At 62.3% G+C, this 14,357-nt stretch carries 7 protein-coding genes; 2 read left to right on the top strand and 5 right to left on the bottom strand.

The genetic code is table 11. The annotated features are described in order from the left end of the window. Positions 1 to 147 precede the first annotated feature (147 nt). Together OG326_RS14980 and OG326_RS14975 are read left to right on the top strand one after the other, a co-directional pair. The gene (locus tag OG326_RS14980) at positions 148 to 1,623 is read left to right on the top strand and encodes an esterase/lipase family protein (protein ID WP_327145240.1); all 1,476 of its coding nucleotides are present in this window, start codon (positions 148 to 150) and stop codon (positions 1,621 to 1,623) included. Beyond that, positions 1,620 to 6,032 carry an nSTAND1 domain-containing NTPase gene (locus OG326_RS14975; RefSeq protein WP_327145239.1) on the top strand — a complete coding sequence of 1,471 codons (4,413 nt, stop codon included), beginning with the start codon at positions 1,620 to 1,622 and terminating at the stop codon, positions 6,030 to 6,032. Before OG326_RS14980 ends, OG326_RS14975 begins: the two co-directional genes overlap by 4 nt. Positions 6,033 to 6,045: 13 nt before the next feature. Here the strand turns inward: OG326_RS14975 and OG326_RS14970 are convergent, their stop codons facing one another. The 5 genes from OG326_RS14970 to OG326_RS14950 all read right to left on the bottom strand — a co-directional run bounded on the left by OG326_RS14970 (position 6,046) and on the right by OG326_RS14950 (position 14,319). Next, on the bottom strand, positions 6,046 to 7,584 hold the full coding sequence (locus OG326_RS14970; RefSeq protein WP_327145238.1) for a restriction endonuclease: 1,539 nt from the start codon (positions 7,582 to 7,584) through the stop codon (positions 6,046 to 6,048). A gap of 28 nt (positions 7,585 to 7,612) precedes the next feature. Next, entirely contained in the window at positions 7,613 to 8,488 is an 876-nt protein-coding gene (locus tag OG326_RS14965) for a M48 family metalloprotease (RefSeq protein ID WP_327145237.1), read from the bottom strand. 283 nt (positions 8,489 to 8,771) lie between these two features. Beyond that, positions 8,772 to 11,576 (bottom strand): AAA domain-containing protein, encoded by a 2,805-nt coding sequence (locus OG326_RS14960; RefSeq protein WP_327145236.1) that lies wholly within the window; start codon positions 11,574 to 11,576, stop codon positions 8,772 to 8,774. Beyond that, complete coding sequence (locus OG326_RS14955) at positions 11,567 to 13,633, bottom strand: hypothetical protein (protein WP_327145235.1); 2,067 nt, start codon at positions 13,631 to 13,633, stop codon at positions 11,567 to 11,569. The genes OG326_RS14960 and OG326_RS14955 overlap by 10 nt, the downstream gene beginning before the upstream one ends. Next, a complete protein-coding gene (locus OG326_RS14950) occupies positions 13,630 to 14,319 on the bottom strand; it encodes a protein phosphatase 2C domain-containing protein (protein WP_327146495.1) in 690 nt (229 codons plus the stop codon). Before OG326_RS14950 ends, OG326_RS14955 begins: the two co-directional genes overlap by 4 nt. Positions 14,320 to 14,357: the final 38 nt, after the last annotated feature.

Raw genomic sequence — 14,357 nt, 5'->3', positions numbered from 1 at the left:
AACTGCGCCCCAATCGCCCTCGGCGGCCCCGAGTAGGCCCCAACGCAACAGCTGCCTCTTCCAGATCGAGCAGGAAGGGATGGGAGCGGTGGATCTGGGCAGCCCAGAATTGCTGACGTAGCGTGCCGCAGCAGTAATGATATTGGTATGCAGCATGATTCGTATCTCAACTTCTTTCCGGATACCCAGCTGCCGGGGGGCTTCGGAAATCTGGAGGTGACTCCGCCGGTCAGGGATGCAGCGCTGGTTGACCGACCACTCATCGCCGATGCGGTCCTGGTGGTGCCCGGGATAATGGGGACCGAACTGGTCGATGTCTCGGGCAGCTCGCCGAAACTGTTGTGGGGCTTGAAACCTGGGCTATTGAGCAAGATGTGGTTGGGATCTGCAGATGCGTTCGAACGTCTGAAGTACGATCCCGACGACACCCGGATCGAGCCCGGCCGGCTGCTACGAGTGCCCGCCTACGCACCGTTCCTCAAGGGCTACGAACCCTATACGGACCTCATCGAGGATCTGACGAAGATTGTCCAGGACCCGCGCGCGATCGGGCAGTTCGGCTACGACTGGCGACTTCCGGTACGGCGCAACGCGCAACTGCTGGCGGTCGCGATCGATCAGCATCTGACGCGCTGGCGGCGGCTGTCGGGGCGGCCGGATGCGAAAATTCATTTGGTGGCACATTCGATGGGTGGACTGCTGTGCCGTGCGCTGGGCATGATCAGCGGCGCGATGGACAATGTCGGTGTCACCGTCACATTGGGTACACCATTCGACGGGTCGGCCTCGGCGATGGTGATGCTGGGTTCCGGGGAAGGGAAACCGCTTCCTCCCCATCGCATGCGGGAGCTGGCCCGGACACTGCCGGGAATGTACGACCTGCTCCCGGGTTACCCGTGCCTGCATACCGACAATGACGAAATGCGCGAGTTGACGGTCGATGATGTCGTGCGGGCCGGCGGAGATCGTGACCTTGCGCGAGCAGCGTTCGCTGATCGGGAGTTGCTCGCGCAGGTGCGCATTTCCAACCACCGCAGGGTGATCGGCATTGCCCAGCCGACGATCTGCACGATCACCATCGACCGTAACGACCAGGTCGACGGTCACGGTTACACAGTTCGATTCGACGCGGACGGCAAGCCGGTTCGCCGACCCGACGGGACACTACGCCGCGAACATGGCCTCGGCGACGGCACTGTCCCGCGAACCTCCGTGCATCTCGAGAACTATCAGACTGTGCCGCAACAGCACGGCGCCTTGGCGCAGGTGACCGAAGCATTCCAGGACGTACGCGACTGCCTTTTCCACCATCCGCGCAGCACACGGCTCGCCGGTGGTGAGCTCGGGTTGGAGATTCCCGACGATATCCGCGCAGGAACCGAATTCGAGATCGGTATCAGCGGAGCAGAAGCTGTGACGGGATTCAAGATTCGGATCGAGCAACAGGTCGACGACCCGAGGATGGGCCGCGCCACACTCGTACCGACTGCCGAGCGCCGCGATGGTCGGGTAGTCGCACCGGTCCGGATCCACCGGCCCGGTTTGTATCGGGTCACTGTCGCCGGCGCGGGAACATCACCGGTCAAGCAATTGATCTTGGTTGCCGACGGAGGTGATCTGTGACCGACGGTGTCGAACTGTTCCCGATCGCAATCGGTGAGTTCGATGCGGAGGGGTACGAACGGATCGACGGGATGGAGGCGAATCTGGCGGCGATCATCGACACGTTCAGCGATTTCGAATGCCATGTCGTCGAATGGCCCCGCACCGCCGCGCCGTGCTGCGGGTGCCATCCTGCCGGACCACACCTGGATTGTTCGGTGTGCCCTGATCGCAAGGGTGACCATTATCGAGGCCACGACGACGTCCACGACAGGCTCCGGGAATGGGAGGACCGCGATCCGGCGACCCGCTCGATCCTGTATTGGGTCGGCCATGGTTCGTCCGACGAACAACATCCGACGCTGATTCACAGTCGCACGAGCCCGAAGCATCCCGCCACCGAGGGGATCGGCCCTGAGCGGATCGCGGACGCCATCATGAGTCGCTTCGAGTCGCGTCCGCGACCGTGGGTGATAGTGATGATCGAGGCATGCCAGTCCGCGCGATTCGTCAGCCAGTTGCAGAACGCCTTGAACGACAGGTCATATCGGGGCAGCTATCTGCTCATCAGCCCGATCGTCGGCGAAGGCGCGGTGACGTTGGGGCGGTGGCAGGCCGTATTGCACAACATCCTGCACAAGACCTTCGCCACCGAGGATGTACTGCTGGATCGGTTCGCCAAAGCGCTGCACAGCAGGGACGTCACGGTTAAGCAGAGCGGGCCGATCGCTGACGATGTCGTGGCTCTCGTGCGACGAATTCGGCTGCCCGCCAATATATCCGTGGACGCACGGGAAGAACTCGCGCAGGCGATACACAGTTTGCCACTCGATGTCCAACGCCATTTCATCACCAAAGCGCACGGCGGCCTCGGATCGTTCGAGCATGTGGTGCTCAACGAACAGTCCTGGTACTTCGAGGGGCGAGAGGAAGCCACTCGGCATGTCGTGTCCTGGTTGCAAGAACATCGCAGCGGCATGTTGGTGATCACTGGCCCACCCGGCTCGGGCAAATCAGCCTTCCTGGGAAATCTAATTGTGCACGCCGACCCGGCGTTGCGTACCGCCTTGCAGCGGGCAGGGTTGCTTGCCGAGTCTCCGAATACCGTGCCCGACAATGTTTTCGACACCTGTCTCTCACTGATCGGTGCCCCCACAATGGATGTGGTCACCAAACTGGCCGCGGCCGTGGATGCCACAATTCCGGACGAAGTGGTGGGCCGAGATGCAGCCGCTGCGGGCCGGTGGCTGGCGCGGACTATTCGCGCCCGTGGTACGCCGCTGACGATTGTGGCTGACGCGCTCGACGAGGCGGTGTTCCCTGAGGAACTCGCCACTTACGTGTTGGGTCTGCTTGGGCGGATTCCGGCGGTCCGAGTGCTCGTAGGTACTCGTCAAAGCACCCAGGATCAGATCGACATTCCGACCACCGACACGAACCTGTTGCGCGCCCTCGGCGCATCCGAGTTGGACCTCGTGCCGATCCGCTCCGACCACCAGGCGGTGCGACGGTTCGTCGCGCACCGACTGCGAAATCGGGTCGGCATGGATGTTGATCGCTTCGCCGATGCTGTCGCGCAGCGTAATACGCACTTCCTCATCGCCCAGCTAGCGGTCCATGAGGTTCTCTCGGATCCGCAATGGCGCTCCGACAACGCCTGGGACGATCTGCTCGCACGGAATCATCGAGGAATCTTCAGCCTCGCTGTAGACCGGCTGGCGCAGAAACACCCGTCATACCCTGGGCTGCTGATCTCGTTGGCCGTTTCGGCTGGGCATGGGTTGCCCATCCACGACGGAATCTGGCGGAAAATTGCCCAAGCCGTTGCCACTGTGGACAACTCACAATCGATCGACGATCACCACATCGAGCGGTTCATCGATGATGCCGCGCCGTATGTGATCGTCGACAACGAGCACCAGCAAACAGTCTATCGGCTGGCCCACCGCACCTTCGCTGAGTATTTCACCCACGGGTACCACACTGAGCATCGACACTTCTTTGCTACCGAGATCTCGGAATCGGCGATCACCACTGCCTTGATCACCGCCGCCGACGAAACGCTGGCCGCCACCGGCGCTGACGGCACACCGACCGTCATCAATCCCTATATCCGGCACTATCTTTCGACGCACGCCGCAAATTCCGGCCCACAGGGATGGTATCCGCTCAACGATGAGAAGCTGCTCGCCCTGCTGGACCCGGAACAGGTCGGTGCTGATGCCGAACGGGCAGCCTTCGGCAGAGTGGTTCTGCCTCCGATGGTTGACGGCATCGCCAACGCACGGGAATGGCTCCGCCGTACGGATCGGCAGCATTACGGCTTCGCCCTGAGGATCGCGGTAGCCCGAACCACCGGCTTCCACGCCAAGACCGGACCGGCAGATCCCAACGCCATCGCGGATCTGTGCTGGGCGGCGGTGCAGCGTCGAATGTCGTTTCGAACTCTCATCGGTCACACGGATTCAGTCGTCACCTTCGCCGCCGTTCCCGCCCCGGACGGCGGCACCTGGCTGGCGAGCGCCAGCCGCGACGGCACGATCCGCCTGTGGAATCCCACAACCGGACAGCCGCTGGGGGTGCTCTCCGGACACAACGGCGCGGTGACCGCGCTTGCTGTCGCAGACGAGCATGGCAGCATCCTGGCAAGCGTCGGCGAGGACCACCAACTCCTCCTATGGGACCTTCGCAGCAAACAACCCTTGGCAACTTTGACCGATACCGTCGATGGGGTCGCGCTCGCGGCGATTCCCGTGGCGGGCAACAGGTTTTTGCTGGCCTGTAGCAGCGGCGACGCCATACAGATCTGGGATCCCGCAACCAACCGATTGATCGGCGTGCTGCTCGCGCACCTCGGCGGCGTCACCGCATTGGCGGTTCTCATCGATCCGGATTACCGCAGTCTCCTCATTAGCGTCGGTTCGGACTCGACGATCCGGGTGTGGGACGCTATTGACGGCCGCCAGATCAGCATGATCCCGAGTCCGACCGCGCCGGTCACTCAGGTGGCCGCGCTTAAATATGACGGCAAGTACCTGCTCGCCGCTGTAGCCGACGGACGAATGACTTTGCTGAATCTCAGTGGGATCGACTCATGGCGCCCTACTCAATCGCATGGGATTCCCATCACATCCATGGCCGTGATGTCTCTTGGTAACTGGGGCCTATTGGTCGCCGGTGCGGGGAGCGGCAGGATTTGCCTGTGGGACGTGAGTTCTGTGCTATTCGAGCAACTTTCGCCGGGTGTGCGCGAAGGATTCTCGCTGGGAAATGAGTGGGATTGGAAAAGGCCGACGACGGAACCGGTTTCAACCCTCGCCGGTCAAATTGCCGACACATCGGACATCATGGCCCTGGCCACGATTCCTTTGCCCGACCGCGGTGCGCTTCTCGCGAGCGCACACTACGCGACTATCCGCTTGTGGAACCCGACTGCCGGACTGTGGAATTCAGTCGTCGAGCAGGACAGTCCCGGCGTACGTCCAACTGAACACCGCGGCGCCGTCACCGCTCTTGCGGCCGTTCCAAGCCCTTCCCACGAGTCCGTACTCGCCAGCGTTGGCCATGATCGACCGATCGCCCTTCATCATGCCGATAGTGGCGAATCGCTCGGTTTCCTCGGGACTTTCACCAACCGGACCAACGCCGTGACCGCCTTGGCCACCGTCCCTAGCCGCGACGGCGGCACCATGCTCGCCACCGCTTCCGACGGCGGGCGAATCTCCCTGTGGAATTGCGTTTCCGGGCAAGGTCCCAGCACCATCCTGCCCAGCCACGGAAGCGAGGTGACCGCCATGACCGCGATGACAATCGACGGCACCACCCTGCTTGCCAGCGCTGGCCGCGACGGAGTCATCTGCTTGTGGGATTCCACTGCCGGACAACGACCGCCGATCGCCACACTCTCGGACCACGGGCCGACGATCACCGCGCTGGTTTCAATACCCGGCACCTCCCGCGGCACGCTGCTCGCCAGCGCGGACGCCGATGGGAACATTCGGATATTCGATCCGACGAATCCGTCCGGGAAAGAACTGCTGGGAACCTTCTCAGGCGGCACTGCCGAGGTGCGGGCTTTGACCGTCGTCTCCGATACTCGTAGCCCGCTGCTCGTCAGTGCCAGCCAGGACGGCACGATTCACATATTTGATCCGTCGAGTCCTGCTGCCCCACACCCCATTTCCACGATGCACGGACACAAGGGGGCGGTAACCGCCCTGACAACCTGGTCCCCCACTTTCTTCGTCAGCGGCGGACGTGATTCCATGGTTCGCTTGTGGAATCTTGCCGAAACGACTCCGCAGCATGCGATCCCGGTCGACGCACCCATCAACACCATGGTCGCGCTGCCCGGCGAGCAGCTCGCCGTCGCGCTGGATGATGGCCTGCTCGTCCTCAGGATCAACGCGATCTCGAGGGCGCAGCGGTAACGACTCCCACCTGTTACGTGTCGGGAAGAATGTTCCCGTTCTTGCTGCGATTGATGATTCGAGCAGGGATACCGTGTTGCTGACACAGCGACAGCAAACCACTGGCATCGATCAGCGTCAGGCGCTTGCCGTTGGCGAACCTCTCGCTCTCCGGCCCGTACCCGGAGGTCGTGATCATGATTCCTTTGAGCGCGCCTTCGCTTTCGACGGTCCCCCACAGTTCGCGGACATGGTTCGGCTTCACCGTGTGGGTGTACAGCTTGGCTTGAATGATCAGTTTTCCGCCCTTGAGCGGATCGGAGTCGTAGGCGACGCAATCGACACCGCGATCTCCGCTGGCTCGGAACAGCTTGGTGTCGTAATCCATTCGCGCGAACAGATTCTGGATGAACGCTTCGAACTCGCTCGGTGTGAGATCGAGCAGGTTGGGGCGCTTGTCGAGCTCGGAGATGACGTCGACCGGATCGATGATCCGAGGATCGGCCATGTCGAAGGTCATCACCGGCTTCACCGCCACCAGCTCGTCGGGGTGCTCCGACACATCGGCGAAGAAGTGCTTCCGTACGCAGGCTACGGGATTGAACTTCGGCTCATCGAGAATCAGCCGCGTGAACTGATCGCGGGTGGCTCGCATCGAGATCAATGGGGCTTCGATCTGCTGGCCGGTCTCCGGAGAGACCGCCCGCACGACTCCGTTGAACACGACGGTGCTGATCAGCTCCTCGGACGACGCCGCGAACACCTCACGAACCGTTCGCAATGCAATTTGGGCGATAACGCGCTGATACAGCTGGCGGATCTCTTTGACAGGCCGCACCGTGGGCTCGACTGCCTTGCGGGCCTTGATATGCCGGTATGCCTTCTGTTCGGGCACCACCTCGATCGGGGGCAGGTACCACTGCACCACCAACCGGGTCGACTCGGGCACGTACCCGGCTTGCCGTTGGTTTGGGAAGCTGCTCGGGTAACCGGATCTGCGCAAGACCTCTTCCATGTACTCGCTGACCGCCAATCGATCCCCCGCTCCGACCCGTGCGAGCCATTCGTCTATGTGTGCGTTTGCCTCCGCCACCCAATGCTCTGCCTGCTCGACCGCATCTTTGTGCTCCAGGTGTTTCCGCGCGATTTGCCGTTCCCGCTCCGCTTCTGCCCGGTCGTGGTCCTCTTGCGCCTGAACGAATTGCTGCTGGGCCAGTCGCAGCTCTTCCTCGTAACGTTTCCTGCCACCGAACATTCGCGCCACACCGGCCGGCTCCGCGGGCGGATTCCACGTCGGCGCAGGGATCGGGTAGGCGAGGGCACCGAGGTCGAGTGGAGGAACCTCCACCCTCCTGTAGAGCGAGGAGAATTCGATGCGCGGATCCCGACCGAGCGAAGACCGCAACAGATCCTCCAGCTGCGCCACCCGGCCATCGATCTCACTGGTCGCGACGGCCGCCTGCTGGTCGCGCTGTTCAGCGGCGGCCTGCGCCTGCTGGCGTTCCCACGCCTTGCGTTCACGATCGGATCCGTAACCGCCGTACTGGTTGTAGGGAGATCCGTATGTCACCACCAACCACCTTCAGACGCAGGATGTTTCATCAAGGATAAGTCCGCCCGTACAAATGCTTCTCCAGCGCCTGGATCCGCGCCGCATGGGACGGATGCGTGGCAAACATGCTCGCGCGCAACCCATCTCGCCGTCGCGCGTCGTCTTCCCCGGCCCGTAACCAGCCGTACAAGACCTCGATCAGGAGAGCGCCGTATCCGAGGTCGGCGGCCACCCGGTCCGCATATCGCTCCCCCCATCGGCTGGCCCAGGCCAGTAGGAACGGGATCGCCCACACCAGCACCAAGGCGGGGTGAATGGAATACAGGAACCAGGTGAGCGTTCCCAGGATCAGCCAGGGCAACAGCCGCACCAACGGTCCGATGAGGCAGCCCGCGGCGTCACCACCGGCTCGTCCCCCGATCGCGCCGCCAGCGGCGCCCAGCGTGAAGCCTGCGACGACCGCGAACAGAAACCGGGTCGTCGTGAAAAGTGCCCGCACCGCCACTCGCCCAGGCAAGGAGTACCAGTAAGTCAGCAATGCCGCCCAGGAATGGCCGCCGAGGTGGTGTCCCAACTCATGTGCCAGAACCGCCGAAAGGTGCTGCGGTGGAAGACGATCGAGAGCGATACGGGTAACCGCCACGATATGTCCCGAGGTAGCGAAGGCGTTCAACTCGCCGGCGTCCTGCACCCACAATCGATACCGATCCGGCGGGACCCCTGCCGCCCGCGACACCGGACCCCACGCCTGGTCGATCCGGGATTGCTCCGCCAGTGTGGGACGGCGCAACCGGAACATCACGCGCGCGATGACGTACTCCGCCGGACCAACGAACCCCCCAGCCCCGGACAACACGAACGCGGCGATCGCTCCCCACACCACGACGGCGTTGCCTGACGCCGCGAACTCCGCGACCAGACCCACCACCACCAGGCTGCACACGAACCACGGAAGTCCCAGCAGCAGTTGAACCGCCGTCGATACATGCATCCCGCGGCGGGGTACCGCCGCACTAGATGGAGGCCGAGACCCGGGTCCGGGCTGATGGGCACCGGGTTCCGGCTGATCGTGTCGTCCTTGCCCCGCCGTCATCACGCCCCCACTCCGATGAACCCGCTACAACGGTTGAGCGTAGTCCGCGTTCGCCGTCGATCGGCAAGATCGATCGATGCATGATCCTCAAGTGTGAGCAGGGCAAACAGGCTGATCACACCAAACCACCGATCCTGAAGCCGGGGCCCTGGACCTTGTCGAGAGCGGCCCGAATACGCGGGATTTCCTCGCTTCCGGTGGTGGGTAGGCGCAGTAGTGGGATGCGGTACTTCACGCAGATATTGTTCTTCAACGCATCGTTTGCCAGCTGGGTGGGGTTGTTTTCATGGTATTCGAACCCGTCGACTTCGATCGCGAAAGACCATCGGTTGGTGACACGGTTGAATACGACGAAATCGAACTTTGCGCGGTTGTTCACATACCGCGACTCGGCCGCCGTAAGATTGCTGAGGTCGGGCAGCAGATTCCGCACCAGTACCTCGGTCCTGACAGCCAGACCTCGGTAATTCTGTTCCTGTAGAAGACCTTCCAGAACAGTCGCGATGATGTCTTCGGACAAGAACCTTGAGCGCCGCTGTATCCGGGCCATCAGGGGTCTGAGACGCGCAGAGTAGTCCTGGTAGAGCAGATCGAACACCGAGACGATCGAGCTGTCGAAAACCCCGCTACCCGGGTTCCGGTAACCGATGTAACCGATCAGATCGCGCAGGTTTCGACTGCGGGGCAGCATGTCGTGGTTGGTCACGAGTACGAACCGCTTCTTTGCCCGTGACACAGCGACATTGACCATCTGTGGGTCGTCGAGAAATCCGAGCCCGTACTTGTCGTCGTGATTCGAAGATCTTTCGTCGAGGACGGTCGTCATCACGATCACATCCTTTTCCCGGCCTTGGAACCGGTGGATCGTGTCGGCCTCGATGGCGTCGACGAGCGCGTCTGTGACCTTACTGACCTGCTTGCGATAGGGAGTGGTGACGCCGACGTCCGCGGGAGCGAAGCCAGCGCAATACTGCGGGAGGACTTCGTGTTCGATCACATCGATTTCTCGTTGATTGGAACGACTTCCGGTATCGTGGCGGCGCATATGGTTGCCCGGGACGGTGCGCGCGACGATCATCGATTGCCAGCCCGGCGTGCTGGTAGTGAAGGCGATCAGTTCGTCGTCGTAGAACTTCTTGTTGCAGAATCCGATGATATCGGGATCGCAACGGTAGTGCTCACGCAGCATCGTGCGCGGCAGCGCCTGACCGTACAGCTCGATCAGCGCGGACAAGATGCTGTGACGGTGGAAGTCGTACACTGGCAATGGTGCTGGCGGGCAATCATTTTGCTCCAGCCCCGGAATGTGGGCCAGCTGCTTGAGATCTCCCACCACAATCAGGTTCTTGCAACAGGCCAGCACGGCAGCGGCTTCGAGGAGATTCACCTGCGAGGCTTCATCGATGATGAGGTAGTCGAGCATCCGGCCGGTGCCGATACTGCGTTGCAGGGAATGACATGTGCTGAGAACGACCGGGTAGTCGCGACTGAACCTCCGCCACTGGTCCAGGTAGTTGTGATTGTACGTTCCCGGCGAGTGCTGGGTGTAGCGGTGGCGTAAGCGGTCGGTGAGCCACTGCAACGACCGCTCACGGTGCCGGTCGGTCAGCTGCTCGAATTTCGCAGAGTCGAGGGAGCTTTCGAGCCGGCCGATCTCGTGGTCGAGCTCGGCGATCTTCTTGTCGAAGTAGCGCCGTTGTAGCCGCAGGACTACTTCGACGTCGGTGGCGTCGACCGCGCGCATCGAGCGGTACCTGATCCAATGAGTTATCCGGTCGAGCAGCTCGGGTAACGCACCGGCGCGTGCCAGCTCCGGATCGGTGTCCGCGATATAGTCCAGTAGCTTGTCCGCGCCCCATCCCAGCATCGGCAGCAGCTCTGGATCCGGCAGCGATTGCCGATCGAAGTAGGTCATGAAGTGTTCGCGCTCGAGATCGTAGGCGTTGCGTTCCGATCGCCGCTGTGCAAGCTGCCCCTGAGTGGCTTGCAGGCTCCACAGCTGACGGTCTAGTGCGGCAAGCTCTTTGACAGAGGCGGAGGACGCTCCGGCCGTAGCGAGGAGCTGTGTGACGAGGTTGTTCCTTGTCGTTTGTGACTGATCGCTGAGAAACTGCTTCCTCTTCTCCGATCGGCCCAGATTGGCCACGACATACCCGATCCCGACGTCATCGAGCTTTTCGCGCACATTGTCGACCGCGGCGTTGTTGGAGGATACGACCGCAACGGTCATGGACTCATCGAGCAGAATGTTGGCGATCAGGTTGAGGATGGTCTGCGTCTTGCCGGTACCTGGCGGCCCGTCGATCGCCGATATCGGGAACCGCAGCGCATTGTCGATCGCGTCGCGTTGACTGAGATTCGTGTGAAACGGATAGATGCGCGGTACCGGGGTGTCTTTGCGCTGCGCGAGGCGCCCGCGGGTGAGGAATCGGTGCAGAATGCTATCGCCATGCACGAAGGTGAGTTGTTCGAGTCCCTGTCGCAGCAACCGGCCCTCGGCAGGAAGCAGCGCCGCCAGCGCGCGCCAATACCCCAGTACCGCAGCCGATTCAGGATGGGCAGCATCGTTGCGAACCACCTCGACCTGGCCGGTCCGGCCCACAACGCAGCTCCCGCCACGCGAGAAGATGTGCCACCACCCACCGTCTGGAGTGTCGAAATGGTAAGCGCCACCGGCACTGTCGCGGACCTCGCCATCGACAAGCATCTCGGTGTACGGGTCCAGCGTCAGCCGTCGCGGACTGCCCGCGATATATACCCGCTCACTGCCGTAACGGTAGTTGGCATTGCGTCCGTATGTGACATGGACCCAACGACCATCGATGCGGTAGTCCGCTATCTCGGCAGTCTTGTCCTCGAACGTAATCCCGTCACGATCGCGGATGACGACAGCGACTCGACGCGCATCGATCATTGCCATCGGACCCATAGCGGCGTGACCAATGCCACCGCCCTCGACTCAGCCACCGATTCTGCGTGCGTTGTTTCGTATTGAGCTGTCCAACAGCAGCTTCCGTCCAATCCAGTCGTCGGCCCTGCTCCCATGGCGACGGTGGCCGACGCGGGGTTCGGTGTGGACGAGCCGCACGCCACCAGAATCAGCACGATCAGCACCACAAGGATCACCAGCAACCACAACGCCAGACCTCTATGCCCCGATCTTCCCGCGCGGCGCGGATACGCGACTGGTTGTGACCACGGATCATGCGTGTATCCCTGCGGTGGACCAGGAACCACCGGACGGAACGGGGTTGACGGAGGACGTTGAGTGGGCGGCGGCGAAGGTGATGCCGGAGCAGCCGGTAGCGGCGAAGGTCGCGGTCGCGCGGACCGCGGTGCCGGGATGTGCGGTGACGAGGGTGCTGACGACTGTCCAAGTGCGGTCGGCGCCGCAGGCGTTGGCTGTGGATTCCTCCGAGGTGGTGTCGTCGGGGATGGTGATACCGATGTCGGGGTGGCAGAGAAATTCTTGTACATCTCACTCAGCCGCGCCTGGCGGCGCGCCTCTTCTGCCGAGCGATCAACCGACGGTTCAACACTTTTCGCAGCTACAGGCACAGGTGGAGGAGCTACCGTTGGTGTAGCCGCGATCTCTGGTACACGAGTGGACTTGGGCGGTGTCGGCGGGACCTGAGGTGGTGGGATTGTTAACGCGACGATCTGTTGGTCGCTGAGATTGCGCAGCAGACCGGCGCGCACAAGCTCGATCTGCGGGACATGGACACCCTTGTTCACGAAGATCACGATGGTCCCGGTGATCGCGACCTGCCAGCCGTGCAGCTTCCGCATCGGGCGTTTCCCGTACGGATTCGGGTTTCCGTAATCGGCGTAGAGCCGACGAGCGACATCGTCGTAGGCGACGATGGTGAAATCACCATTTTTGTAGTCGCCCAGGTTGATCAATGCCACGTCACGGCTCTGGCGTCCCTTCGTGACAGTAGCGAATCGGACCTTCCCGTACACGGTGACCGTTTCGCCCTCACGTGCCAGCAACTGCGCACGATCACTGCCGGCGACGATCTCACCGGAGACCAGTGCGAACGTCCCAGCGGTCGGCGCAGTCACTGCGCCACCAGCCAATACGGCTTCCACGTGGTCGTAGTCGGTTCGACAGGCACGGCGCAACCGGGCGGCGTGCTCGGCGACGCCACGGATACGAGCAAGGGCCGCGAACACCGGCGAGTTCTCCGGATCGATAAAATCTCGCGCCGTGAATATCAGGTTCTCACCGGTACCGCCGAAGTCGTCCCACAATGATGGCTGATATCGCAAGGCGCGCAACGAAACATCGACAACCGCTGCTGCGAAGGTATCGATACCGCGATCGAAACGCCCACCACGCCCTGGGTGCTGATAGTTGCGGTGACCTTGTTCTATGGCCTGCAGTGGCGTACCCCGGAACGCATCAAGGTACATGCCGTCGTAGTCGATAAGTGTGATCGAAAAATCTTCGCCGACAACAATATTCCCGTGCTGCAGATCGCCGTGTGCGGCGCCGGCGGCGCGCAGTGCGACAACCGCGTTCGCAATCGCGATCCGCACGGTCTCGATGGCGGCGGGGTCTCGCCCGGGATCCTCGATCCAGTCCTCGATCCACACCCCCAGCATTTCACCGGCCGCCCACCGCATCCACACCATCGGGAATCCAGTGCCGTTCACGACGATTCCGTCGGCTTGGTAGACCGCGCCGATCAGGAACCTCAACTGCGGATGAGTGGTCACGAACCGGTGAATGTGCTCGTAACGCTCGCGCAATCGGCGGTCGTCGTGCCCTTGCTTGTGGAAGCAGCGCACCGCGAACCGGTGCCCGTCCACACTGTGGACGGCGAAGGTCGCGGCGAACCCTCCCGAGGCAACCGACGGCATGCCCTGCGCGTTGAGCACAGTGGTACCGCCCCGTAGCACGTCGACGTTTCTGAAGGCAGTCCGTGGATCCTGCAGCGCAAGTTGGTAATTCAGCAGGCTGGGCAATCTCATAGCTGCACCAGGCAGATCGTGGTGTCATCGTTGTCCATGCCAGCGCGGCGTGCGTCCGCCACCCATTCCCGGAACTCGTTGTCGTTGTCGGGGATCGCGGCCAGGTCAATCGTGGCGCCATTGCAATGCTGTTCCAGCAAGTACTTGGCGAGCCCGTCGGAGGCGAGCACGAGCTGATCGCCACGCGCGTAGCCGTCCCCATGCTCCCAGAGCGCCGCCTGGTGAGAATTATCCCGCACCTGCGTAGTAATCAACGGTGGAGTACGACCGAATTGGCGCGGATGCTGCAGGGGACCCGTCGTGATCACTCGTCCGCGACGTATATGTAGCAGGCAAGCGTCACCTATAGCGAAAGCACGGTACCGCTGCTCGTCGGAGTCGATATCGACCCCGACGAACGTTGCGGCACCACCAAGCTGAAGCTTCGCCAACGCATACCAGGGAAGATCACCGGCGTGTACCCGGCGCCGCCAGTCGGATCTGAGCGTTTCCAGGACGATGGGATCGAGAATGTCCACGCCCTTGATCACATAGGCGTACACCAGAATCTCCGCCCACTCCTCAGCACGCGCGGAGGTCGACGCACCGTCCGCGAGTGCGAAACGCGAACATGTTCCCCCGACCGCACGATCGTCGTTCTCGTTAGGGTCGCGCCCCTCTTTGTGGTGAGTCGCAAGGCGCGCCACCGGAGCACTGGTCGCCACATCCCCTGCGTGCGAGGGAT

It is taken from the genome of Nocardia sp. NBC_01327 (assembly GCF_035958815.1).
Taxonomy (GTDB): Bacteria; Actinomycetota; Actinomycetes; order Mycobacteriales; family Mycobacteriaceae; genus Nocardia.
Note: the sequence above shows the minus strand (reverse complement) of the source record. Positions and strands in the feature narration are given on the sequence as shown.

Coding starts and splice junctions, on each gene's coding strand:
- OG326_RS14980 (WP_327145240.1), top strand. CDS start 148: ATGCAGCATGATTCGTATCTCAACTTCTTTCCGGATACCCAGCTGCCG.
- OG326_RS14960 (WP_327145236.1), bottom strand. CDS start 11,576: ATGGCAATGATCGATGCGCGTCGAGTCGCTGTCGTCATCCGCGATCGT.
- OG326_RS14955 (WP_327145235.1), bottom strand. CDS start 13,633: ATGAGATTGCCCAGCCTGCTGAATTACCAACTTGCGCTGCAGGATCCA.